Origin of the sequence: Bacillus sp. B1-b2 (assembly GCF_009183415.1) — a bacterium.
Lineage (GTDB): Bacteria > Bacillota > Bacilli > Bacillales > Cytobacillaceae > Niallia.
On the sequence record NZ_WEHU01000004.1, the window covers coordinates 226,547 to 250,440 of the forward strand.

A 23,894-nucleotide genomic window follows, 5' to 3' on the forward strand; every position below is an offset into this window, starting at 1 on the left:
TCCTTAACCAAACGAAAGTTTTCCTACAAAATTCTTGGCACCATCTATGAGAGATTCTGCTGTTTTCTTTACTTTTGAGACTCCTCTTCCTACGTTTTCTCCAATTTCTTTTACTTTCTTAACTGGATCCTTTATCGTCTCTTTTATTTGTTTATTTACTTCTTCTATACCACTGTTAAAGCTTTCTACTACTTTTCCAGCTTTTTCAAATCCACCTCTTGCAAATTCCGTTACTTTATGAATAGGTTCTTTAAACACAATTGCTGCTTTTTCAGCAAAACCTGCTGTCAGTTTTCCAACTTGTTCTCCTACTAAACCACCTACAAAAGAACCTGCAGCTGCACCTACTACTGTTCCTACTGGACCCAATAAGCTTCCTACTGCTCCACCTACGAAAGCTCCTCCAACACTTCCTGCTGATACAGCAATTGTGTTATTGACAGCATTCCCTACAGCTTTCGCATTTTCTCTTTTTAATATATCTGGTTGATCTCCATATTTAGAATAGTTTTCAGATATCTTTAAGGTCATTCCACCGGTCTCTACTAATCCAGTTACAACTACGGCAGATATTGCATTCGTTTTTGCAAATTTTGCACCAGTTTTAATAAATGAACTAACATTCCCCTTATTTAAGTTATTTCTTATTGCTCCTTTAAAAAAGGTCTGAGAGGAATTAGAAAAATTAACAGTATCGTCTGGAAGATACTTAGCTATTTTTTTGTGTACGATATCAGAAAAAGGAATATGGTTATATTTACTACGAAAGTATTTTGGGTTTAGAAAACCTCTAGCGTATTTTTTAAATCGTGAATTGTCTATAGCATCTGATAACTTTGTTAATGCATTCATATGTCTAAAACCATAAAGATCATCTGCACTTTTGCTAAATTGTGTAAGCCCAAATCCGTAATAAGCTAGCTGATGGGAGGTTTGGGTTCCAAGTGCTGCTAATGTCCCGTATTTATCATATAATTTATAAAGTCGAGCGATTGTGTTTTCTGCATCAGCAAATTTACTAGCTGTGCGGCGAAGATCCACCTCTAAATCACTAAGTTTATCGACTAACTTATTACCTGTTCCCCAAGGATCTCCAACTGAATAAAAACAGTGTGAATATTCATAAGGTGCACCCAGTATCAATTCTGAAAGTCTTAAGTGTAGATCTTTATATTGTTCTTGAACATCTGTCAGTTCTAAGGTAAGTTTATTAGATAATTCTTCTAAAATAGCTGGATCTACAGAAATGCCTTTTCCCATTTAAGCATCACCCCTTCTTAATATTTGACAGTAGATTAGACAAGACGGATTATTTGATAGATGGTAAAGCTAATAATAAAAAGAACAATAAACAAACAGCCTCCACAACCTGGAAGATCTGGTGCACATCCATCCTTATTCGGTGGTCTATCTCCCGGATCAACCCATCCTGCTTTTCTTCTAGCTTCCTTATCATTCTTATCTATTTTTTGATTATTACGCCACCACATGTTTATAGTACCTCGTCCCTTAGATTAAATTGTTTCTTTGCTGTATTAATGCCAGCCTTTCTAATTCTTTTTGTCTTTCTATTTCCTCTCTGACTCTATCTACCTTTTCTGCAGCACTTTTTAATTCATCACTAATTTTGTAAAGATTATCAGCGTGTCTATGGAATAAGGAAAAAGCTTCATCCATTTCTTCATCAAATGATTGTCGGCTTTTTCCAGTCCAACTATCACCTGTAGAATTAATCATAGACTTTAGCTTAGTCTCACTCTCTTTCACTGAATCTGCTGCTCTAGAAAACTCATTCGCTAAATCTCTTACTCTTGAAGAATCCATCCATTTCATCCTTTCTCCTAAGTATAGAAGATTATTTTTATTTAAAAGTTTCTCTATAAGTCTATAGATACCAATCATTCCCATTGTAGCACGTGAGTTTCTAAGAATAATGATGCTTTTTATCCATTTTTGAATAGGTAAATAAAAAGGGAATGGGTGTTTGAGGACTTGAAAAGGAACATAATTAAATATGTAAAACACTGGGGATATTGTCCTATATGTTGTAATCATTAACAAATAAATCCATTTTATTAAGGTCATACCCTCTTTTTACTGGGATTAATCCACTTAGTAAAAAGATTTGTTAAAGTAACGAAAGTTTTTTAATGGCGGGGGATAGAGAGAGAGGATTATGAATGGATCACACATATTTTGATATTTTCTTTCCAAGAGTGACAAAGAAATAAGCCTAAACATCTGGTATATGAAAAATACCATAGTTTAAGCTTATTGTTAATCTTTCTCCTTCTGTAAATATCTACTCGAGAAAACACCATATTTTTTAGAAAAGATAAAACTTATAATAAAGATAATACCTGTTGAAAAAGCCATCGCTCCTGAGATAGACGTATCTAACCAAACTGCTATATAATATCCCATAAAAGCCGACATTACTCCAAATATAGAGCTAATAACGAACATCCAAGAAAGTCGATTTGTCCATAAATAAGCTGATGCTGCAGGTGTAATGAGCATAGCAACCACCATAATTGCTCCAACTGCATCGAAAGCTGCTACAGTAGTTAAAGAAACAAGTGACATAAATAGATAATGCAACAACATAACTGGTAATCCGATACTTGCTGCAAGCATTGGATCGAATGAGGTTATTTTCCATTCTTTATAGAAAGCTAAAATAAAAAATAAAACGGTCACTAGGACAAGCGTTAACAACACAACAGCTTCTGGAATATTCCCTAGCAAAGGAATATTTACTTTTTCCCATGGTATAAACGTTATTTCTCCCATAAGTGTATGCTGCACATCTAAATGTGCATTGCCAACTTTTGTTGCTATTAAGATAACTCCTATTGCAAAAAGGGTTGTAAATACAACTCCTATTGCTGCCTCTTGCTGTACTCCTCGAGAATGAAACCATTGAACTAATACGGCTGTCATTAAACCTACTAATACAGCACCAATAAGCATATGAATACCATTTAGCTCTCTTGTTATAATATAGGCACAAACAATTCCAAGTAGCACAGTGTGACTAATGGCATCTGCCATCATTGCCATTCTTCTTAAAATTAACAATACGCCTATTAATCCACAGGTTACTCCTACCAATGAAGCCGTTAGTAGTATCCATCCTGCATAACTCATCTCATTCTCCCCCTTTCCCAACAATCTCTGCGAAAGGGGTTTTTTCACTATTCTTTCGTTGAAGATACTGCTGAATATATAAAGGAACTAATCCTTTTTTTACTCCAAAAAACAAAGAAAGTAGGAAGAAAGAGGAGGCAGTAATGACAATGAAAGGACCTGTTGGCCAACCATTTCCCCATGTACTGATAAAAGTTCCAATTAAACCTGCTCCACCACCAAATGATGCCGATAAAATGACCATTACTTTAAAGGATTCCGTCCAATATCTTGCACTAACACTTGGAATAATTAAAAGTGCTGCCATTAAAATAACACCAACTGCCTGAATTCCTATGACAATCACTGTTACAAGCATAATTAAATAGATACTATTCATTATTTTTGTAGAGAACCCAAGTCCTTTTGCAAAGCTAGGATCAAATAGAAATAGCTTCCACTCTTTAAAAGTTAGCAATGAAATAGCAATAATCAGGATGGCTACTATTAACATCGTCCATACATCCTTACTTACCATGGAAGCCGCCTGACCAAATATAAAACTATCCAAACCACTCTGATTTCCACCAGGCATTCTGTTTGCTAATGTTACTAACATCATTCCTAGCCCAAAAAAGACAGATAGCACAATCCCCATAGCAGCATCTTCTTTCACCCGACTATAACTTCTAATCCAGTGAATAAAAAGGGCTCCTAGTAATGCTGTAATAGACGCTCCTAAAATCATGAGAAGAAGGTTCTTTTCTCCCACCATCATAAATCCTAAAACCACGCCAGGTAGTGCAGCATGAGATAGTGCATCGCTCATTAGACTCTGCCTTTTCCAGTAGGCGAAACAGCCAATTATACCAGCTGCTACACCTAATAAAAAAGTGCTAAATAAAACAGATTGGGCGTTATAAGAAAGAAATCCAATATCTATCATATCGCCTTTTCCCCAATCCAACGTAATGTACCTCCATAGGTTTTCATTATATTTTCCTTTGTAAATACATCTTCCGTTCTTCCATGAGCCATTATCGTTCTATTTATCATTAATACATGATCAAAATACTCCTCTACAGTTTGAAGATCATGATGTACCACCATTACGGTCTTTCCTTGTTTTTTTAATATCTTTAATGTGTCCATAATGGCTCTTTCTGTCATTGCATCTACTCCCGCTAAAGGTTCATCCAAAAAGTACAAATCTGCGTTTTGCACAAGTGCTCTAGCCAAGAAGACTCTCTGCTGTTGACCACCTGATAGCTGACTTATTTGCCTATCTGCATACTTTTCCATTCCCATCTCTTTTAATGCCTCTAGTGCGGTCTTTTTATGTTTTTTATTTGGCCATTTAAACCATCCAATCTGTCCATACAAACCCATTAGTACAACATCTAAGGCGTTTGTTGGGAAGTCCCAATCTACAGAGCCTCTCTGTGGAACATATCCAATTTTAGACTTACTCTTTTTGTAGTTTGCTCCATTGAATAGGACATTTCCCGATATAGAAGGATGTAATTCTAGTATTACTTTTAAAAGAGTGGATTTCCCTGCACCATTAGGACCTACTATACTAGTCATAGTCCCAGGTTTTAATTCAAAGTTAACATCTTTCAATACTTTATTCTTTCTATATGAAGCAGAGAGATTCTGAACCTTTAAGACAGAATCCATCTTACTCTACCTCCCTAGTTAAAGCATTGTAAATTGTATCTACATTATGTTGAAACATACCTAAATATGTTCCCTCTTTTGAATTTTCATCACCCATTGCGTCAGAATACAACTCTCCTCCTAACTCAATACCTAATCCCTCTTTTGTGGCTCCCTCTATAACAGCATTAATAGATGCCGGATTAATGCTACTTTCAATAAAGACAGCGGGAACTTGATGGGTAAGTAATAAGTCGATTGTATCTTCAATATCTGTTAATCCAATTTCTGACTCTGTACTTAATCCTTGTAACCCTACAACCTCTAAATCTAGCATTCTTCCAAAATAACCAAATGCATCATGTGCTGTGACTAATACACGCTTTTCTTCCGGAATTTCTTTTAATTTCTCTTCTGCTTCTAGTTTAAAGGCATCTAATTGACCAAAGTATTTCTGCTTATTTTTCTCAAAGTTGTCACTATGTTCTGGTGAATATTCTTTTAATTCTTCCGTTGCCTGTGTCAATGCCTCTTTCCATAAATCTATATCAAACCAAATATGTGGATCTATTGCGCCTTTTTCATCTTTTAACAATTCGTCTTCTGGAACTTTTTCTCCAATCGCAAGTACAGGTTTACTCTTACTAAACTCATTAAATACCTTTACCATATTTGCTTCTAGATGTAATCCGCTATAAAAGATCATATCTGCCTGCTCCATCTTTTGAATATCGCCTTGGGCAGCTGTATAAAGATGTGGATCAACTCCTGGTCCCATCAAACTCTGAACATCCACATACTCTCCACCAATAATAGATAGCGGCTCTGCTATTTGAGCAATTGTAGTAATGATCTTCACTTTCTCCTCTTTGTTCCCCTCTGTTCCTTGAGTGGATGTTTTACAACCTACTAAGAATACCGAGACCATTAATAAGCTTGCTATAAGAATACCCCATGTTTTTCTCATTTTCTTCTCTCCTTCTTAAGACTAGCGCATTTTTTTTACACATATCAAACAAACATACACATAGGACAATTTGTTTCCTCAAGGAAACTTTTATGTCTAACAACAAATTACTTTTATTTCTGAAAATTGTCAATGGAAATATGGAAAATGATTCTATCTACCCATAAATAAAATAAGGCAGTAGCAAACCTTAAACTCCCTAAGGTTTGCTACTGCCAAGAGAACATTATCCAAAAATCTTTTCCCATAACTCTACTAAAAAGAATTTCACTTCCACTTCCTCCTCTTTATCTTCTACAAAGAGAGGATCTTCTTTCTCTTTATTTTCAACTACTGTTTTATCCTTTTCACTCACTTCTTTTGTTGTTTCTTCTTTCACCTGATTACTATCTTTATTCTCTTTTTTCTCTTCCTCAAACCCATCACTTACAGCTACTCCATTTGAAAAGTCTAGGAAGCATAGTGGCGGGAATAAAACACACCACCAGTTAGCTCCTTCTGCCTCCCCTAATGAAATTAAGATAGCTTCATATTGACCAGCTGGGTATAAAAAATCTCCATATAATTTAGTTGGAAAATCTACTTTATCAAAGGTTACCTTTACAGCTTGTGTTGATTGGTGTTCTGCTACTACTTTTTCGGCAATCTTCTGTATTTCTGGTAAATTATTTTTTAATACTGTTTTTGCTTCTTCCTTTGAAGTTAACTCTGCAACCCAATTGTTGATCTCAGCATTTACAGCGTCTCTAACTTTTCTTTTTAAATCCTGATCTTCCTCTTTATCACTGTTAGCAAGGATCCTTAATCGAATAGCATCACTTGGAATGACCATTTCCTCATTAGCTGTTACTTCATTTTTTGGAATATATAAACTAGTAATAGTTGATAGTATAAGTACAAATAAATATAAAGTTGCCATAGATTTGTTTTTCATTTCTTTAGCACCGCCCCTTCACTAAAACAGTGTGGACAGAATAATAGAATCTTAAACTAGTAAAATAATTTATTTAAATATTTCTTTGTGATGAATTCTTATATAAAAATGAGAGGAGGTAACTGAAAAAGTAAGGGGAAATGTCTATGTGTAAGTAAGAAGATTGATTAACTAGTTAGCTACGGTTTTTTGAGGCTTATTGGATTGGCACGTGGCCAGGAGCACTGAACCATGGTCTATACTTACATTCATGCTTGCTTCCAATTTCAGGATTTCATTCTTTTTAGGATGATCATTCGCAATAGAGAGAGAGAAAAATGAATACATAAGAGAGAATAATACTTTTTAAAAGGGGAAGGTATAAAGTATTATTTTATACAGCAATCTTAAGATTAGAAAAAGTATTTAGAAAGATTAAAAAGAATTTTTCTGCAGATAATCTACGTTCCAGGGGTGAGACTCCCTGTGGAATCTGCGAGACAGCCGAGACCCTGCAGTACAACGGAAAGCGAACCCCTGTAACAGAAATCACCCCCCATTCAGTGGAGTGTTTAAATATGCTACATTATATTCTTCCTCAACTCCATTGAGGGGTGCTCCACAAATTTTATGGAACGGGAGCTACGTATTGCTACTTTATTGTAAACATAAGGAACAGACAACTTCAAAAAATTGTCTGCTTTAAAACCCAATCTCTGCGAAAACCATTCGATCTTTTCCGTTAATATCGAATTGGACTTCTACTTTTGCATGTGGAAAAGCCTTTTGGAGTAAACTAGCAACATCTTTACTTTGTCCTGTTCCAACCTCAAAACCTACAATCGCCTTGTCCTTCACTATTCTATGAAGCTCTTCACTAAGTCTTCTATACAGTACTAGTCCATCTTTTCCTGCAAATAACGCTCTGTGAGGTTCGTGTTCTGTCACGATTTCGGACATCTCTTCTACATCTCCTTCAGGAATATATGGAGGGTTCGATAGAAATACATCAAATGTTTCCCCACTTTTTAAAAATGGCTGTAATAAATCTCCTTGGACGAAGTGAATGGCAGCTCCTAGATTACCTGCGTTATACTCGGCAATTTTTAGTGATTCCTCATATAGATCTGTTGCAGTTACATTTAAGTTAGGGCTCTCTAGTTTCATTGTAATAGCAATAGCACCACTGCCAGTACCAACATCCACTATTTTTAGCTCTTTTTCTTGATGAAAGCATCTGCTTATTCTTTGTAAAGCTGATTGAACAAGTTCCTCTGTTTCTGGTCTTGGTATTAGCACTTCTTTGTTTACTTTAAAAGTACGGCCATAAAAATCCTCTTGGCCAATAATATATTGAACTGGAATTCCTTTCACATGTTGTTCAACATACTGTTTAAATTGTAGTAATTGCTCTTTCTCCATTTCCTCATGAAAACGCAACAGCATTTCTGATCTGCTAATAGAAAGACAATGTCTTAATAAAAGCTCTGCCGCATACTCTTCTCTGTAATGTGTTTTTAAATAAGAAGAAGCCCCTTTTAGGGCTTCAAATACTTTCTTCTTCTCCATCTTACACATCAGAAGCACTTTCTAGACGACTAGACTGTTCTTCAAATACTAAAGTATCAATGATATCATCCATTTTACCTTGAAGAATTTGATCTAATTTTTGAATAGTAAGACCAATACGATGATCTGTTACTCGGTTTTGCGGGAAATTATATGTTCTAATTCGTTCAGAACGATCCCCTGTCCCTACTGCAGATTTACGTTGTTGATCGTATTCAGCTTGCGCCTCTTGTTGGAACTTATCATAAACTCGAGCTCTTAGTACTTTCATTGCTTTTTCTTTATTCTTAATTTGTGATTTTTCATCCTGACAAGAAACCACTGTTCCTGTAGGTATATGTGTTAAGCGAACTGCTGACATTGTGGTATTAACACTTTGCCCACCTGGACCACTTGAAGTGAAGGTATCTGTACGTATATCCTTTTCGTGAATGGTGATTTCTACCTCTTCTGCCTCTGGCAAACACGCAACAGTTGCTGTAGAAGTATGAATACGACCACCAGATTCTGTCTCTGGCACCCTTTGAACACGGTGAGCACCATTTTCAAATTTCAGCTTACTATAAGCACCTTTTCCATTAATCATAAAGATTATTTCCTTATAGCCGCCTACTCCTGTTGAACTTGCGTCGATTACCTCCATTTTCCAACCTTGTGATTCTGCATATCTACTGTACATACGGAAAAGATCTCCTGCAAATAGAGCCGCTTCATCTCCACCAGCTGCACCCCTAACCTCCATAATAACGTTTTTATCGTCATTAGGATCCTTAGGAATTAATAGGATTTTTAGGCGTGCTTCTAACTCTTCAATACGGTCAGCTGTTTCATCTAGCTCTTCCTTAACCATTTCACGCATTTCTGCATCTAATTTTTCCTCTAGCATCGCTCTAGCATCCTGATGCTGTGCTTTTACCTCTTTATATTCACGGTATACTTCTACCGTTTCTTGAATATCTGATTGTTCTTTAGAATAATCTCTTAGTTTTTTTGTATCGTTGACAATCTCAGGGTCACTTAACAGTTCATTTAGCTTGTCGTAACGATCTTCTACTGCTTGAAGACGATCAAACACATTACTCACCTCGTTTTTATCTATACCATTGTTAATGTTAATGCATATAACAGGTATTAATAGTTCGTCATTATATTATAGGATATTTTTACCGTAAAACCAACTCCTATTCTACTAAAGCCATTCCTTACTAGAAAGGAATCTCTCACTAGTACATGAAGTTTAGTCATAAATATTTTCCCTATTCTCTTTATTATACCCTTATTTGTATCTATTCATTTTTTTTATAGCTATAATAGAGTCAATAATGTAAAGAGAGGAATACTCAATATGACTCTATCCAATCAATCTATATATGATTATGTGATGGAAAATGCTACTACCATCTCTGAAAAATGGTTCTCTATTAAAGATGGAGAGGAAGGTTCCATTTATGCCAAAACAACCTCTCCTTATGTTACCAATTTACTGAAAAAACAACATACGTACACCATTCAAACGGTCATAAGCTCCTTTCTGGATGATCCACAGATTTTTGCAGACAATTTATCCAAGTGGGCTAATGATGTAGCTAAAAGCAGAGTAGACTTAAATACACCAGTTCACGAGGTTCTCGAAGCTCTCAGTATTACTAGACAAATGATTTGGGAGACTATTGAACAATTTATTCTCGAGCAGGCTTCTGTTCCCACAGAACTAATCCTACAGTGGAGTTCTAAATATCATTTAACATTCGATAAGCTAAATAATAAATTTACTAGCCTTTACCATGCTTATAACCAAGAAAAGTTTAACTCCCAACAAGTTTTAATCAATAAGCTAAGCATCCCTGTCATACCAATTACAGATACAATTGGAGTATTGCCCTTAATTGGTGATGTCGACAGTCTACGTGCAAAATTGATCCTTGAAAGTGTTCCTACTAAGTGCAAGGAAGAAAACATCCATCATTTGTTTATTGATTTATCTGGGATATCCTCTGTAGATACCCTTGTATTGCATGAATTAATGAAGTTAACAAAAATTCTTTCTTTCATTGGTATTCACTCTACAATCTCAGGATTAAGTCCTGAAAATGCACAAACTATCAATTCTCTGGGTATCCATTTAAAAGATGTTAAGACTTTCAGTTCGCTTAAACAGGCTCTCTCTTTTCAATAAATCTCTACATGTATCAAAAAAGCTGTCCTATCTAATAGAAAGGGGAAAATCCCAATCTATTGATAGAGCAGCTTCTAAACACTAGAAAATGATTAGTTAGGTAAACTTTCTCCTACATATTCATCTTTAATTTCTCCAACAATCTCTTCTAAGATATCTTCCATCGTTACTAATCCAACTATTTCACCTTGTTCATTTCGCACTAATGCCATATGCACTCGGATTTGTTGCATTTTTAATAAAACTGTTTTAATGGGAGAGCTTTGTGGGAAGATAGGCATTTCGTGAATAAAATCTTGGATATTGATTTCTCTTCCTGCTACTATACTTGTTAGCATTTCTTTTGTGTTAACATATCCAAGTAATTTTTTATCTTCACCTATAACAGGATAACGTGTATATTCATGCTGGTTCAAAAGATCCAGCATATCATGAAAAGGCATTGCTTTTCTCAATGTTACAATTTGTTCTTTAGGAATCATAATTTCCTTTGTAAGTCGATTATCGAAAGCAAAAATATTTTCTAAATATGCTAGTTCAGTTTGATTAATCTCTCCACTCTCATAACTTTGCGTAACTATAAGCTTTAGTTCTTCTTCCGAGTGAACTGTTTCGTGTCCTGCTGGCTTTACACCAAACCAACGAAGTAAAACCTGTGAAGAGCCATTTAATGCACTAATAATCGGCTTTGTCATTTTACCAAACCAGTATAATCCTGGCGCAAGCATTAATGTCATTTTCTCTGCAAATTGAATTGCTAATGTTTTTGGCGCTAATTCACCAATAACCACGTGCAAGAAAGTGACAACTGCAAGTGCTATTCCGTATGATAGGACTGTTGATACTGCTTCTGGAACATCAAATCTTTCAAATATCGGATGCAGCATTTTTTCAACTGTAGGTTCTCCTAATGCTCCTAAAACCAATGCTGTTATCGTTATTCCAAGTTGACATGCAGATAAATAAAAGTCTAAATCATGCGCTACTTTTTTAGCTAAAATAGCTTTTTTATTTCCTTCTGAAATCAATTGATCAATTCTTGACATCCTTACTTTTAGAATGGCAAATTCAGCACCCACGAAGAAAGCTGTTAACAAAATAAAAACTGCTACTAAAAACAAATTCAATGCTATTAATCCGTCCAATTAATTCCCTCTTTAAAAGAGGGATTCACCTCCATGATATAAGTAGATAAAGTGTTTAATAGATTCGTGTTTATACTCTTTGTAGAATGCGAGTTAGTTTGACTTCTTTAATTTGATAATTATCCATATCTGTTACTGTCCACACATGGTCACCTTTTTCTACCTGATCACCAATATTTGCTGTGTCTAACAATTGATATTGAACCCATCCTGCAATGGTATCAAGCTCCTCGCTCTCATCAAATTGAAGAGCAAAACGCTCCTGTAAATCTACCAATAAAACACGACCATTAATGAAATACTGATTATCACCTAATTCTCTAATATCAGCCACTTCATCTGCGTCAAATTCATCTCGGATCTCACCAACAAGTTCTTCTAATATATCTTCCATTGTCAGAATACCAGACGTACCACCATATTCATCAATGACTAGCACCATATGAACTCGTTCTTGCTGCATCTTTAATAGTGCATCTTGAAGCCTAGTGACTTCTAACACAACTGGTAAACTACGGACATGTTCCTCTAATTTTTCTTCTTGACCAGAAGCCATTTGTGTAAGCATCTTCTTTACATTCACTACTCCAACAATATGGTCTTTATCTCCATCTTCTGTAACTGGATACCTTGTATAATTATTTTCATCTAATACATTTACAATATCATTGTAGGTCATATCTTTATTCAATGTAACAAATTCTGTTCTTGGAACCATAATATCTTTGGCTACTCTTTCGTCAAAAGAAAAAACATTCTCCATATACTCTAGCTCTTTTTGATCGATTTCCCCACCTTGATAACTTTGAGTCATAATGATTTTTAGCTCTTCTTCTGAATACGCTTGTTCATGTCCTGCTGGCTTTACACCAAAAAGACGAAGCATTAGTTGTGCAGATCCATTAAGAGTCCAAATAAATGGTTTCATTATATTCCCAAACCAGTATAGGGGTGGAGCTAATAAAAGAGTTAATTTCTCAGAGAATTGAATGGCTAAAGTCTTAGGTGCCATTTCCCCCACTACTACGTGTAGAAATGTAACTAATATAAAGGAAATAGCGTAGGAAGCTACGGAGGAAACCGACTCCGAGATATTCAATAAATCGAATAGTGGATAAAGTATTCGTTCCACAGCAGGTTTACCTAAAGCACCTAGTCCTAAAGCAGTAACAGTTATCCCTAATTGACATGCAGATAGATAGTAATCTAGATTACCAGCCACCTTTTTTGCGAGTATTGCCTTTTTATTACCTTCTGTTATTAACTGATCGATTCTTGACATCCTAATTTTTACAACTGCAAATTCAGAAGCCACGAAAAAAGCAGTTAATAATAGTAGTAGTACCAATAAAAATAAATTTGTTATCGTTATAATGTCCAATTATTTCCCTCTTAAGAGGGATTCACCTCCAGGAATTTTACATTAAAGACAGTAATTTCATTACGTCTAATAATTTTGTTTCAAGTGTATGATACACTTTTCTTTTTTCTTCCTGCGGCACATCTTTCATTTTTTCTTCTAATGATGTCAACTTTTTATGCAAACACTGTATCTCAGACTGCACTTCATTCATTATTGGCTGAATTCCTTCATTCTCTCCTGATTCAAGCACTTTACGAATTTCTTCTATCGACATTCTTTGATTTTTAAGGATTTTTATCCGTTCTAATGTTTGCAAAACATCCTCTTTATATAGACGATAATTAGAAGCAGACCGCGTTACAGGAAGTAATTTTTGACTTGTATAATAGTCTATCGTTCTTGTAGACAGTCCACTTAATTTCGCCACTTGGCCAATACGCAATAACGACGCCTTCCCAATGCAACCCCCCCTAACCGACTCACTAAGTAATAATTTCATTTTAACATAAAAACCATAAACTATACAGCTAAACGTTTCGCTTTTAGGTTTTCCGTTCTTATATACTTACATTGTTAGGACAAATATTATTCCATTTTTTTAAGAATGTTAATCTTTTATTCCATTTATAATAAGAAAAATCGGAAAGAGATTAATCTCTTTCCGATTTTTCTATATAGTGCTTGGAGCACTTTTTTCCATATTTATTTTCACCATATTTCCTGGTACTTCATGATGGTGTCTACATCTCGGCTCATATGACTCTGATGCTCCAACTAAAATAATCGGATCATCATAGCCTGCAGGAGAGCCATTAATCAATCGTTGGGTTCTACTCGCTGGAGACCCACAAACAGCACAAACTGCTTGAAGCTTTGTTACTAATTCAGCAATAGCCATTAATTCTGGCATCTTACCAAATGGTTCTCCTCTAAAGTCTTGATCTAAGCCTGCACAAATTACACGATAGCCACTGTTCGCTAAATGCTGAACAACATCTACAATATCATTATCAAAAAATTGAATTTCGTCAATTGCCACTACTTCTGTATCGGAAGCAACATGCTTAAAGATGTCGGCAGATTTACTAATAGGAATTGCAATTGTTGATGTTCCATTGTGGGATACAACTGCTTCTTCACTATAACGATTATCTATACTAGGTTTGAAAACAATGAAATTCTGTTTAGCAAATTGCGCCCTTCTTACACGGCGGATGAGTTCTTCGGATTTCCCAGAAAACATGCTCCCACAAATAACCTCTACCCATCCATGATGTTTCATTACATACATGAAAACGCCCCTTCCACAATCAAGCAACTATCATACTTTTATCTCTACTCAATATTAAAACTAAAATAAAATACTTAAGGATAAAAGTCATTTTTCCACTTAAATATGGCTTTTATTCTTAAATACTCTACATAAAACCCAAAAATAAAAACAGGCAAGGAAAAGTAACTTCTTGCCTGCTCTTGATATTTATTACTTAATGCCGTATTTCTTATTGAAGCGATCAACACGTCCGCCAGCTTCAGCGAATTTTTGACGTCCAGTATAGAATGGGTGGCACTCAGAACAAGTTTCAACTTTCATTTCTTTTCTAACAGAACCAGTTTTGAACTCGTTACCGCAAGCGCATTTCACCGTAATTTCATTATAAGTTGGATGAATTCCTGCTTTCATTCCTTTTCATCTCCTTCCGCCCTGCATCTTTCGAAACAGAGTTATCAAGCAATGTATAAGCACTGCTTTTAAAAACACGTTGACTTTATTATAACAAGGACATCCTCATTTTGCAACATCCTTAACCTTCCATTATTTAGCTTTTATGATCGTTTTACAGGACTAGCTTTCATTTGTTCTCCTAGTACTGCAAAAAACTCTTCATTGCTCTTCGTTTGTTTTAATTTTCTCATGAACTTTTCTGTAAAATCAGGTGCATCTGACATAGATTTACGAATAGCCCACAACTTATCCAGATTTTCTTTCGGTATAAGAAGCTCTTCTTTACGAGTTCCTGAGCGCCTAATATCGATTGCAGGGAAGATTCTTCTTTCTGCAAGAGAGCGATCTAAATGTAATTCCATATTACCAGTACCTTTAAATTCCTCATAAATCACGTCATCCATACGGGAACCTGTATCTACCAATGCAGTAGCAAGGATAGTTAAAGATCCACCTTCTTCAATATTACGGGCAGCTCCAAAAAAGCGTTTTGGACGATGGAATGCACCAGGATCAATACCACCAGATAATGTCCGTCCACTAGGAGGAATAACTAAATTGTAAGCACGTGCTAGTCTTGTAATACTATCCATTAAGATAATAACATCTCTTTTATGCTCTACAAGGCGCATAGCTCGCTCTAATACCAATTCAGCTACTTTAATATGGTTTTCAGGTACCTCATCAAATGTAGAACTTACTACATCTCCTGTAACTGATCTTTCAATGTCTGTAACCTCTTCAGGGCGTTCATCAATTAGTAAGACAATCAATTCTGCATCAGGATGATTCGTTGTAATACTATTTGCTATCTCTTTAATTAACATTGTTTTACCAGCTTTTGGCGGAGCTACGATTAAACCACGTTGTCCAAAACCTACTGGAGCTAAAACATCCATAATTCTAGTAGAAACATTTTTTTGAATGGTTTCTAGGTTCATATGTCTATCTGGATATAGTGGTGTAAGAGCAGGGAAATGCACTCTTTCCTTTGCTGTTTCAGGGTCATCTCCATTTACCGCCTCTACTTGCAGTAAACCAAAATATCTCTCATTTTCTTTTGGAGGTCGAACCTTCCCTGACACTTTATCTCCATTCCTTAAATCAAATCTTCTTATTTGAGAAGCAGAAATATATATGTCTTGAGAGCTTGGAGAGTAATTAATTGGTCTTAGAAATCCAAATCCCTCTGATTGAATGATTTCCAGTACTCCCTCCATAAAAAAATAGCCCTCTTGCTCTGCTCTTGCTTTTAAAATAGAAAAAATAAGCTCTTTTTTTGTTAATTTGCTATAATAAGCCACTTTATATTCACGAGCTAATTCATATAATTCTTTTAACTTCATATTTTCTAAACTAGATATATTTAATCCCATGTTTACACCACTCTTTAGTTTTTTCAATAATCCCTGTCATTTTTCATATGAATAAGGGAACGTATAGTACCTGTATTTGAGGCGAATCGTTTTTTGTGAAGAAAGTTTTGATGCGAGAAAAAAATTAGCGAAGGATGGAAAAGAAGATATAGAACCCTTCTCCAGCTGTCGTATTTGTTACGTTTACATAATTTTGGTGAATTCCTTTATTGAGGCCCACAATTAATGGAATACACCAACAGATGCTAATGACCTTAATGTAATAAGGGTTTAATCAAAATGAATTGATAGAATGAATGGAAATGTCTTATCTTCGCGGAGTATTTTATATCCTTGATGATTTTTGTCTTGTAGTAGAATCTATCAAAAGCACTCTCTATTTTAACTCTTGAAGTGAAAAATACGCAACAAGAATTTTCACCCAATAGATATTTATTATATACATCATTATTCAAGCCTCTGAGCTCGTTTTCCTATCATTATCTTTATTAAAGGAAATATTCAATAAGGAAGGTTCTTTTTCTTAAAGGAAATCTATTAGCCATAGAAGGATCAATAAGCTTTCTTTCGTATTTTAATTAGTATCTTTTGATGGTAAATAATATAACGTTGTTTAAGAGGATTAGAAGGAATATATCAATCATACTATATCCCTTCTTTATTCATTTAACTATCATTCTTGAATCTATACGTTCTTTAACTGTTCATATTCTTCTTTAGTTAAATTCTCTCGCCAAATAGTAGCACCTAAACCTGTTAATTTTTCAACTAAATGACTATACCCTCTATCTATATGCTCTAACCCAGTTACCTCTGTTACACCTTCTGCCATTAATCCAGCAATAACTAATGCTGCACCTGCACGTAAGTCACTCGCTTTTACCTTAGCACCTTGTAAATTAGTTGGTCCATTAATAATAGCAGAACGACCTTCTACTTTAATAGTTGCATTCATACGGCGCAGTTCATCTATATGCTTAAATCTAGCTCCATAGATTGTATCAGTTACCACACTTGTCCCGCTAGTCTTTGTTAACAAAGAAGTGAAAGGTTGTTGTAAATCCGTCGGAAAGCCAGGATAAACTAACGTTTTAATATCAACTGATTTTAAAGCATCATTTGAGCTAATAAAAACCTGCTCATCACTCGACTCAATGGAGACACCCATCTCTCTTAATTTAGCAATTAGGGATTCCAAATGTTGGGGAATTACGTTGTCTACTATTACTCCATCGCCTACTGCAGCTCCAATAATAATATATGTACCTGCTTCAATACGATCTGGGATAATAGTATGGCGGCAACCATGTAATTGCTCCACACCCTCAATACGTATTACATCTGTCCCTGCCCCTTTAATATTTGCTCCCATATTGTTTAAAAGGGTTGCAACGTCTATAATTTCGGGCTCTTTTGCTGCGTTCTCAATGATCGTTTTTCCTTTTGCACGAACTGCTGCAAGCATTATATTTATTGTTGCCCCGACACTCACAACATCTAAATATATTCTTGCTCCCCTTAATTCATCTGCTCTTAAGTAAATGGCACCTTGCTCATTTGTTACGTGTGCTCCTAGCGCCTCAAAGCCTTTAATATGTTGATCAATAGGTCTTGGTCCCAGATGACAGCCACCTGGCAAACCTATTACAGCTTTTTTAAATTTACCTAACATAGCACCCATTAAATAATAGGAAGCACGTAGCATTTTAACCTTTCCACTAGGCATAGGCATAGAAATCATGGTAGATGGATCGATTGTCATATCAGATTCTGATAGGGAAACACTTCCACCTAATTCTTCCATAATCTCTTTTAATATTTGAACATCCGAAATGTCAGGTAATCCTTCAATTGTTACAGGAGAATCAGCTAAAATAGTAGCTGGAATTAGTGCAACTGCACTGTTTTTAGCGCCACTCACTCTAACTGTTCCTTTTAGTTTAGAACCACCTGCAATCATAAGTTTTTCCATTACTAGCTCCCTTCTAAGCCAATGCAAAAAACGCTATATTCTGCTCTAACTGTCCATAAGATGAGGCTTGGATGTAGACTCTTGATTTATTACTGTTACTTATTATACCAAATATTAATACTTAATGGAAAAGTATATGTCTATTGAAATCTAGTTATTCAATTGTTAAGTCTTCTAATTAATAGTTTTAAATCCATGTTCATAGCATTCCCTAATTGCCCTGCTCTAATACTATCCAATCGAAACACAGCCATTAATGAAAAAACGAAAGAGGATGCACCGAAGGGTAAACCTTCAGGCATCCTCTTTATATTTTGATACAAAAAATTATGCTTTGTTTGAAGAACCGAATTCTTTAATTTTACCAATTACTGTTGCTTTAATAGCATCGCGAGCTGGTCCTAAGTATTTACGTGGATCATACTCTTCTGGTTTAGCAGCTAAAGTTTCACGAACAGCTTTAGCAGAAGCGATTTGGTTTTCAGTATTAACGTTGATTTTTGCAGTTCCTAAAGAAATTGCTTTAGTGATATCTTTTGTAGGGATACCAGTACCACCGTGTAATACTAATGGTAAACCAGTTGCTTTACCGATTTCTTCCATTTCTTTGAAACCTAAGTTAGGCTCACCTTTGTATGGTCCATGAACAGAACCTAAAGCTGGAGCTAAAGTATCAATACCAGTTAGTTTAACAAGTTCAACACATTCGTTAGCATCAGCATAGATAACACCTTCAGCTACTATATCATCTTCTTGTCCGCCAACAGTACCAAGTTCAGCCTCTACAGAAACACCTTTAGAATGAGCGTATTCTACTACTTTTTTAGTAGTTGCAACATTCTCATCGAATGGATGGTGAGAAGCATCAATCATAACAGATGTAAAACCAGCATCAATTGCTTCTTTACATTTATCAAAGCTTGAACCATGATCTAAATGAATAGCAACTGGAACAGTGATTTTATAGTCTTCTAATAAACCTTCAACCATTTTTACAACAGTTTTGAAGCCACCCATGTAACGTGCAGCACCTTCAGATACACCTAGAATTACTGGAGATTTCTCTTCTTCTGCAGCTTGAAGAATTGCTTGTGTAAACTCAAGGTTATTTAAGTTAAATTGTCCAACAGCGTAACCTTCTGCTTTTGCTTTGTTTAACATGTCTTTCATTGAAACTAAAGGCATTTTTCTTCCTCCTTATTGAATGATCGTCCCTTACTAACAGGTAATCTTTATTAAAATTCCCAAAGAGAATGTTGGTTATGTATGAATACCCAAAGTAAATGAAACGAATCATTTCCTGATAAATTCATTTGTAATCATACCAAAATAAAACAAGAAATGCTATTATTCCGTCACTTTTTTCTTTTTTGTCACAAAATATTATATGTATTTAACTTTGAAAACGCTTCATTATATTTTAAGTCATAGAGATAGTTGTAAACTCTCTCTCCTATTATATGTATAACTACTAAATTAAGCGGATGGATAAATCCCCTCTTATTGGGTAATATATTGTTTTACAGCAGCACGCAAATCATCAATGTCAAAAGGCTTTGCAAAATGAGTTAAAGCTCCAAGATCTCTTGCTTCCTGTATCATGTCTAATTCGCCATAAGCAGTCATAATAATTACTCTTATATCTTTTGTTAATTGTTTCATACGTTTTAATATTTCAATGCCATCCATTCCTGGAATTTTCATATCAAGTAAAACTAAGTCAGGCATTTCATTTTTTACTATGTCTAAAGCTTGTACTCCATTTGCTGCTTGAAACGTTTTATACCCTTCTTTTTGGAATACTTCATTTAAAAGAATCCTAATTCCAAACTGATCATCTACAATTAATATTTTCCCTTTCATTCATTAACCCTTCCTTCTAAGTTATCATATTATGTCTCTTTTATTTACATTACGGTAGCAGAGCCCACTGCTTACTTCATGGATTGAAAGTATTAATACTTAGTTTTTTTTAAAAAAACTAGTTTGCCAACCGACAAGCTTACAAATAAATGTAGGGACTAAATGAAATTTCTACTTTATCTTAGTTAATTTTCTACTTAATGGTCAACTTTTCCTGCTAAGTCCTGTAAATTTTACCTTTTACGTACATTAATTTATAATAAATATCATTCAATTACTAATATAGTTAGAAAATTTTTGTTGAATTTATAACAATGGAGGTTTACTTGTGCTTAAAATGTTTTCTACCCAATTAAGTGGTATGTTTAAAAGACTTTATGAACAAAACGAAGAAAAGCTAGAAGATAGTGCAAGATTATTGGCGCAATCTATTATAGGTGAAGGAAAAATTTATATCTTTACAACAGATGAAATGGCTGGGGTCCAGCATGAAGCTATAAATGGTTTAGAACCTCTTTTTAATCTGGAAGGATGGAACAATCAGGATATAACTTCTGTAACGATGAGTGATCGTTTTCTGTTAATTTCTAGAAGTTCTTCGGATGAGAAAATTCTTCATCTAGCTAAACAGCTAGAGAAAGCTCAAATTCCTTTTATTGTTATTTCTTCTATAATGGAAGCAGAAGAAAGCACGATTCAGGATATAGCGGACGTTTTCATTGATTTGAAATTAAAGAAGCCTTTGCTACCGGATGATGAAGGCAATAGATATGGTTATCCATCATTGATTGCAGCTTTGTATATATATCATGGAATGAAGTTCACAGTTGATGAAATAGTGAAAGAATACGATATATAATAGGAAGAAACACGACATCTTTTGTGAAATAACCTAACTTATGAAGTTATGTTATTATCATTCGAACTATATGATAATGTTTACTTGGCAGGTTCTATTATAGATCACTCTACAGCGTTTGCTAACTTATTAGTACCTTTTATATTCTTGATACAGAAAAAGCCCACAATAAAGAGTGGGCTTTTTCTGTATTATTTTTCAGCCATACGAATGGATGCTCCGATAAATTCTCTGAATAATGGCTGTGGTCTTGTTGGTCTTGAGATAAATTCTGGATGAAATTGTGATGCGACAAACCAAGGATGATCTGTTAATTCTACAATTTCTACAAGACGGCCATCTGGACTTGTACCAGAGAATACAAATCCGGCTTTCTCCATTTCCTGACGGTATTGGTTGTTAAATTCATAACGGTGACGATGTCTTTCATAAACCACTTCATCTTGATAAGCCTCATACGCACGAGTGCCCTCTTTTAATTTACAAGGATATAAACCTAAGCGAAGTGTACCACCTAAATCTTCGATATCCTTCTGTTCTGGAAGTAGATCAATGACAGGATGAGTCGTTGTTTCATCAATTTCAGATGAATGAGCATCATTCCATCCTAAAACATTTCTCGCAAACTCGATAGATGCCACCTGCATACCTAGACAAATACCGAAGAAAGGTACTTTTTGTTCACGTGCAAATTGAACAGCAACAACCTTACCTTCTACTCCTCGATCTCCAAACCCACCAGGTACTAAAATACCATCAGCATCTTGTAATACCTCTTTTACATTCTCTTTTGTTACTGTTTCAGCATTAATCCAATCAATTTCGATATCTGCATCAAATGCATAACCAGCATGTTTTAGAGCTTCTACAACAGAGATATAGGCATCCTGTAGCTCCACATATTTCCCTACTAGAGCAATTTTCACAGTCTTAGAAAGATTTCTAACTCTATCAACTAACTGAATCCATTCAGTCATATCTGCTTTTTGACAGTTTAATTTTAAATGATCACAAACAATCTGATCTAAGTTTTGTTCTTGAAGTGCAAGTGGAATCGTATATAAAGTATCTGCATCTTGACACTCAATTACTGACTTCGTATCAATATCACAGAATAAAGCAATTTTATCCTTCATATCTTGTGAAATAGGTTTTTCTGTTCTTACAACAATAACATTTGGTTGAATACCTAAGCTACGAAGCTCTTTTACACTATGTTGAGTTGGCTTAGTTTTCATTTCGCCAGCAGCCTTAATATACGGTACTAATGTACAATGTACGTACATAACATTTTCACGACCGATATCACTCTTTATCTGACGGATAGCTTCTAGGAATGGTAGTGATTCTATATCTCCCACTGTTCCACCAATTTCCGTAATAACTACATCTGCATTTGTTTCTCTTCCTGCTCTATACACACGCTCTTTAATTTCATTCGTAATATGCGGAATAACCTGTACTGTTCCACCAAGATAATCGCCTCTACGTTCTTTTCTTAAAACAGTAGAGTAAATTCTTCCTGTAGTAACATTATTAAATTTTGTTAAGTTAATATCAATAAAGCGCTCATAGTGACCTAGATCTAAATCTGTCTCTGCGCCATCATCTGTTACAAAAACTTCTCCGTGTTGATAAGGACTCATTGTTCCTGGGTCTACGTTGATGTATGGGTCAAACTTCTGAATGGTTACACTAACACCACGATTTTTTAATAAACGACCTAGAGAAGCTGCTGTGATTCCTTTACCTAGTGAAGATACAACTCCACCTGTAACAAAGATATATTTTGTCATTTGAAATGTCCCCCTTGAATTAAGTTTGCACCAATTCCTCTCTCTTTAAGACGAATTAGTAATATTTTTTAAAGGGGTTTGAAACGATTTTCTAATACTATTTTTTTGCTAAAAAACAAAAAGCGCTCCACTTACTCTTATCAAGTAAGGGAGCGCTATATTAGCTATCTTATGTTCGTTCCTTTTTTAAGGAGCCCAAAAATGATTTTACAAGCAACAGCTATAAAAGTCAAGGTTTGGACGTATTATTTGTCTTCATCCTCATCCGAAAATTCATCTTCTTCGTCTAAGTCTTCCTCATCCTCATCTTCTGCCAACTCTTCAAAGCCTTCGTCTAGTTCCTCTTCAAATTCTTCCTCATCTTCGTCTTCAGCTAAGTCATCATCTAGAAGATCATCTTCCTCATCCAGATCCTCATCTTCATCTAATAAATCTTCATCATCTAGATCCTCTTCGAAGTCCTCAAAATCTTCGTCTGCATCATCAAAGTCGTCGAAATCATCTTCAACTGCTTTTTTCGATTTCTTTTTCTTTGGTTTTGTAACAGTTACTACATCTTCTTCTGACTTATCAACAGGATACCAAGTACGTAAACCCCAACGATTATCACCTAAAGATAAAAAGCGACCATCTATATTAATATCTGTATAGAATTGTGCCATTTTTGCATGGACTTCTTCATCACTTAACTCAAGGATACGGGAAACCTCTGCTAGAATTTCATGAAAAGAATATGGTGTTTTTCCACCATTTAATATTTCATAAGCAACTTCAATTAAGAACATTTCTTGCAATTCTTCTTTTGTGTATTGTTCAATACTCACTAAAAGCACTTCCTTTCTAATCTCTTACTCTTTATCCCTATTTAGGGCTTGGACCATTATTCAATGAGTTTCTTGTTAAAACACTTTCATTACTAACTTTATTCTAAACGATGCTTGCCACCCATAAGGTTTTCTTCTTCTATACAACCCTTGAATGATCAAACTCACTGCATCTGTTATTGATTACCAATAAAGAGAAAAATGCATATTCTCCATTATAAACAATTTTAAGCCGAATATGCTAGTTCTAGTTAAGGTTTATTCGACTTTTCTTTAAAATATAGTATTTTTACAAATCATCTAATTCTTTTTGCTTGGAATATTGTTTTTTTGCTAACAAAAAGAAATAAATGGAAATAATAAAATAGCCTATAGAACCTAACTGATGTTGATATAAAGAGGTAAATAGAAATAAAAATAAAACTGCTACAATACACATTATAAGTATTCGCAATTACATATCCATCCTATCGCTAAAGAGTTTTCTTACTTCCTAGGATAACGATACAGTTGGCGAATGTAAATTATTTTCTTTAATCCTTTATTCATAATGGATA

General features: G+C 35.0%; 25 protein-coding genes. 2 read left to right on the forward strand and 23 right to left on the reverse strand.

Annotated features, from left to right (window positions below; all coding sequences use genetic code 11):
* Nucleotides 1–3: 3 nt before the first annotated feature.
* The 10 genes from F9279_RS05940 to prfA form a co-directional block, all read right to left on the reverse strand.
* Complete coding sequence (locus F9279_RS05940) at nucleotides 4–1,260, reverse strand: hypothetical protein (protein ID WP_152111860.1); 1,257 nt, start codon at nucleotides 1,258–1,260, stop codon at nucleotides 4–6.
* Between the two features lie 35 nt (nucleotides 1,261–1,295).
* A complete protein-coding gene (locus F9279_RS05945) occupies nucleotides 1,296–1,490 on the reverse strand; it encodes a hypothetical protein (RefSeq protein WP_152111861.1) in 195 nt (64 codons plus the stop codon).
* Nucleotides 1,491–1,509: 19 nt separating this feature from the next.
* On the reverse strand, nucleotides 1,510–1,833 hold the full coding sequence (locus F9279_RS05950) for a WXG100 family type VII secretion target (protein ID WP_226793288.1): 324 nt from the start codon (nucleotides 1,831–1,833) through the stop codon (nucleotides 1,510–1,512).
* Nucleotides 1,834–2,277: 444 nt separating this feature from the next.
* Nucleotides 2,278–3,150, reverse strand: a complete 873-nt coding sequence (locus F9279_RS05955) for a metal ABC transporter permease (RefSeq protein ID WP_152111862.1) — start codon at nucleotides 3,148–3,150, stop codon at nucleotides 2,278–2,280.
* A gap of 1 nt (nucleotide 3,151) precedes the next feature.
* Entirely contained in the window at nucleotides 3,152–4,075 is a 924-nt protein-coding gene (locus tag F9279_RS05960; protein ID WP_152111904.1) for a metal ABC transporter permease, read from the reverse strand.
* Nucleotides 4,072–4,809 (reverse strand): metal ABC transporter ATP-binding protein, encoded by a 738-nt coding sequence (locus tag F9279_RS05965; protein ID WP_152111863.1) that lies wholly within the window; start codon nucleotides 4,807–4,809, stop codon nucleotides 4,072–4,074. Before F9279_RS05965 ends, F9279_RS05960 begins: the two co-directional genes overlap by 4 nt.
* 1 nt (nucleotide 4,810) lies before the next feature.
* On the reverse strand, nucleotides 4,811–5,755 hold the full coding sequence (locus F9279_RS05970) for a metal ABC transporter solute-binding protein, Zn/Mn family (RefSeq protein ID WP_152111864.1): 945 nt from the start codon (nucleotides 5,753–5,755) through the stop codon (nucleotides 4,811–4,813).
* Between the two features lie 226 nt (nucleotides 5,756–5,981).
* The gene (gene spoIIR, locus F9279_RS05975; RefSeq protein ID WP_152111865.1) at nucleotides 5,982–6,689 is read right to left on the reverse strand and encodes a stage II sporulation protein R; all 708 of its coding nucleotides are present in this window, start codon (nucleotides 6,687–6,689) and stop codon (nucleotides 5,982–5,984) included.
* A gap of 681 nt (nucleotides 6,690–7,370) precedes the next feature.
* Nucleotides 7,371–8,237: a peptide chain release factor N(5)-glutamine methyltransferase gene (prmC, locus tag F9279_RS05980; RefSeq protein ID WP_226793291.1), complete on the reverse strand. Its 867-nt coding sequence runs from the start codon at nucleotides 8,235–8,237 to the stop codon at nucleotides 7,371–7,373.
* Nucleotide 8,238: 1 nt separating this feature from the next.
* The gene (gene prfA / locus F9279_RS05985; RefSeq protein WP_152111867.1) at nucleotides 8,239–9,312 is read right to left on the reverse strand and encodes a peptide chain release factor 1; all 1,074 of its coding nucleotides are present in this window, start codon (nucleotides 9,310–9,312) and stop codon (nucleotides 8,239–8,241) included.
* A 270-nt stretch (nucleotides 9,313–9,582) separates the two neighbouring features.
* Between prfA and F9279_RS05990 the strand changes: the two genes are divergently transcribed.
* Nucleotides 9,583–10,413, forward strand: a complete 831-nt coding sequence (locus F9279_RS05990; protein WP_152111868.1) for an STAS domain-containing protein — start codon at nucleotides 9,583–9,585, stop codon at nucleotides 10,411–10,413.
* A 92-nt stretch (nucleotides 10,414–10,505) separates the two neighbouring features.
* Here the strand turns inward: F9279_RS05990 and F9279_RS05995 are convergent, their stop codons facing one another.
* From F9279_RS05995 to F9279_RS06035, 10 genes are all read right to left on the reverse strand, one after another.
* Nucleotides 10,506–11,558 (reverse strand): hemolysin family protein, encoded by a 1,053-nt coding sequence (locus F9279_RS05995; RefSeq protein ID WP_152111869.1) that lies wholly within the window; start codon nucleotides 11,556–11,558, stop codon nucleotides 10,506–10,508.
* A 70-nt stretch (nucleotides 11,559–11,628) separates the two neighbouring features.
* Nucleotides 11,629–12,939: a hemolysin family protein gene (locus F9279_RS06000; RefSeq protein ID WP_152111870.1), complete on the reverse strand. Its 1,311-nt coding sequence runs from the start codon at nucleotides 12,937–12,939 to the stop codon at nucleotides 11,629–11,631.
* Nucleotides 12,940–12,976: 37 nt separating this feature from the next.
* Entirely contained in the window at nucleotides 12,977–13,363 is a 387-nt protein-coding gene (locus F9279_RS06005) for a MerR family transcriptional regulator (RefSeq protein ID WP_152111871.1), read from the reverse strand.
* Between the two features lie 228 nt (nucleotides 13,364–13,591).
* Nucleotides 13,592–14,212, reverse strand: a complete 621-nt coding sequence (locus F9279_RS06010; protein WP_152111872.1) for a thymidine kinase — start codon at nucleotides 14,210–14,212, stop codon at nucleotides 13,592–13,594.
* Nucleotides 14,213–14,404: 192 nt separating this feature from the next.
* Nucleotides 14,405–14,605: a 50S ribosomal protein L31 gene (gene rpmE, locus F9279_RS06015; protein ID WP_152111873.1), complete on the reverse strand. Its 201-nt coding sequence runs from the start codon at nucleotides 14,603–14,605 to the stop codon at nucleotides 14,405–14,407.
* 143 nt (nucleotides 14,606–14,748) lie between these two features.
* A complete protein-coding gene (gene rho / locus F9279_RS06020) occupies nucleotides 14,749–16,023 on the reverse strand; it encodes a transcription termination factor Rho (protein WP_152111874.1) in 1,275 nt (424 codons plus the stop codon).
* 685 nt (nucleotides 16,024–16,708) lie between these two features.
* The gene (locus F9279_RS06025) at nucleotides 16,709–17,995 is read right to left on the reverse strand and encodes a UDP-N-acetylglucosamine 1-carboxyvinyltransferase (RefSeq protein WP_152111875.1); all 1,287 of its coding nucleotides are present in this window, start codon (nucleotides 17,993–17,995) and stop codon (nucleotides 16,709–16,711) included.
* A gap of 158 nt (nucleotides 17,996–18,153) precedes the next feature.
* Entirely contained in the window at nucleotides 18,154–18,297 is a 144-nt protein-coding gene (locus F9279_RS25065) for a hypothetical protein (RefSeq protein WP_193224478.1), read from the reverse strand.
* Between the two features lie 25 nt (nucleotides 18,298–18,322).
* Nucleotides 18,323–19,180: a class II fructose-bisphosphate aldolase gene (locus F9279_RS06030; protein ID WP_152111876.1), complete on the reverse strand. Its 858-nt coding sequence runs from the start codon at nucleotides 19,178–19,180 to the stop codon at nucleotides 18,323–18,325.
* Between the two features lie 315 nt (nucleotides 19,181–19,495).
* Nucleotides 19,496–19,858: a response regulator gene (locus F9279_RS06035; protein ID WP_152111877.1), complete on the reverse strand. Its 363-nt coding sequence runs from the start codon at nucleotides 19,856–19,858 to the stop codon at nucleotides 19,496–19,498.
* Nucleotides 19,859–20,186: 328 nt separating this feature from the next.
* On the opposite strand from F9279_RS06035, the gene F9279_RS06040 reads away from it, so the two are divergent.
* Nucleotides 20,187–20,717, forward strand: a complete 531-nt coding sequence (locus tag F9279_RS06040) for a DUF2529 family protein (RefSeq protein WP_152111878.1) — start codon at nucleotides 20,187–20,189, stop codon at nucleotides 20,715–20,717.
* A gap of 191 nt (nucleotides 20,718–20,908) precedes the next feature.
* Here the strand turns inward: F9279_RS06040 and F9279_RS06045 are convergent, their stop codons facing one another.
* From F9279_RS06045 to F9279_RS25070, 3 genes are all read right to left on the reverse strand, one after another.
* The gene (locus F9279_RS06045) at nucleotides 20,909–22,513 is read right to left on the reverse strand and encodes a CTP synthase (RefSeq protein ID WP_152111879.1); all 1,605 of its coding nucleotides are present in this window, start codon (nucleotides 22,511–22,513) and stop codon (nucleotides 20,909–20,911) included.
* 245 nt (nucleotides 22,514–22,758) lie between these two features.
* Nucleotides 22,759–23,337 carry a DNA-directed RNA polymerase subunit delta gene (gene rpoE, locus F9279_RS06050; RefSeq protein WP_152111880.1) on the reverse strand — a complete coding sequence of 193 codons (579 nt, stop codon included), beginning with the start codon at nucleotides 23,335–23,337 and terminating at the stop codon, nucleotides 22,759–22,761.
* Between the two features lie 289 nt (nucleotides 23,338–23,626).
* Nucleotides 23,627–23,776: a hypothetical protein gene (locus F9279_RS25070; RefSeq protein ID WP_193224479.1), complete on the reverse strand. Its 150-nt coding sequence runs from the start codon at nucleotides 23,774–23,776 to the stop codon at nucleotides 23,627–23,629.
* Nucleotides 23,777–23,894: the final 118 nt, after the last annotated feature.

Bases quoted from the DNA above. Each gene is read 5' to 3' on its own strand.
- F9279_RS05940 (WP_152111860.1), bottom strand. From the start codon at position 1,260: ATGGGAAAAGGCATTTCTGTAGATCCAGCTATTTTAGAAGAATTATCT.
- F9279_RS05945 (WP_152111861.1), bottom strand. From the start codon at position 1,490: ATGTGGTGGCGTAATAATCAAAAAATAGATAAGAATGATAAGGAAGCT.
- F9279_RS05950 (WP_226793288.1), bottom strand. From the start codon at position 1,833: ATGAAATGGATGGATTCTTCAAGAGTAAGAGATTTAGCGAATGAGTTT.
- F9279_RS05955 (WP_152111862.1), bottom strand. From the start codon at position 3,150: ATGAGTTATGCAGGATGGATACTACTAACGGCTTCATTGGTAGGAGTA.
- F9279_RS05960 (WP_152111904.1), bottom strand. From the start codon at position 4,075: ATGATAGATATTGGATTTCTTTCTTATAACGCCCAATCTGTTTTATTT.
- F9279_RS05965 (WP_152111863.1), bottom strand. From the start codon at position 4,809: ATGGATTCTGTCTTAAAGGTTCAGAATCTCTCTGCTTCATATAGAAAG.
- F9279_RS05970 (WP_152111864.1), bottom strand. From the start codon at position 5,755: ATGAGAAAAACATGGGGTATTCTTATAGCAAGCTTATTAATGGTCTCG.
- spoIIR (WP_152111865.1), bottom strand. From the start codon at position 6,689: ATGAAAAACAAATCTATGGCAACTTTATATTTATTTGTACTTATACTA.
- prmC (WP_226793291.1), bottom strand. From the start codon at position 8,237: ATGGAGAAGAAGAAAGTATTTGAAGCCCTAAAAGGGGCTTCTTCTTAT.
- F9279_RS05990 (WP_152111868.1), top strand. From the start codon at position 9,583: ATGACTCTATCCAATCAATCTATATATGATTATGTGATGGAAAATGCT.
- F9279_RS06010 (WP_152111872.1), bottom strand. From the start codon at position 14,212: ATGTATGTAATGAAACATCATGGATGGGTAGAGGTTATTTGTGGGAGC.
- rpmE (WP_152111873.1), bottom strand. From the start codon at position 14,605: ATGAAAGCAGGAATTCATCCAACTTATAATGAAATTACGGTGAAATGC.
- rho (WP_152111874.1), bottom strand. From the start codon at position 16,023: ATGGGATTAAATATATCTAGTTTAGAAAATATGAAGTTAAAAGAATTA.
- F9279_RS06025 (WP_152111875.1), bottom strand. From the start codon at position 17,995: ATGGAAAAACTTATGATTGCAGGTGGTTCTAAACTAAAAGGAACAGTT.
- F9279_RS25065 (WP_193224478.1), bottom strand. From the start codon at position 18,297: ATGCCTGAAGGTTTACCCTTCGGTGCATCCTCTTTCGTTTTTTCATTA.
- F9279_RS06030 (WP_152111876.1), bottom strand. From the start codon at position 19,180: ATGCCTTTAGTTTCAATGAAAGACATGTTAAACAAAGCAAAAGCAGAA.
- F9279_RS06035 (WP_152111877.1), bottom strand. From the start codon at position 19,858: ATGAAAGGGAAAATATTAATTGTAGATGATCAGTTTGGAATTAGGATT.
- F9279_RS06045 (WP_152111879.1), bottom strand. From the start codon at position 22,513: ATGACAAAATATATCTTTGTTACAGGTGGAGTTGTATCTTCACTAGGT.
- F9279_RS25070 (WP_193224479.1), bottom strand. From the start codon at position 23,776: ATGTGTATTGTAGCAGTTTTATTTTTATTTCTATTTACCTCTTTATAT.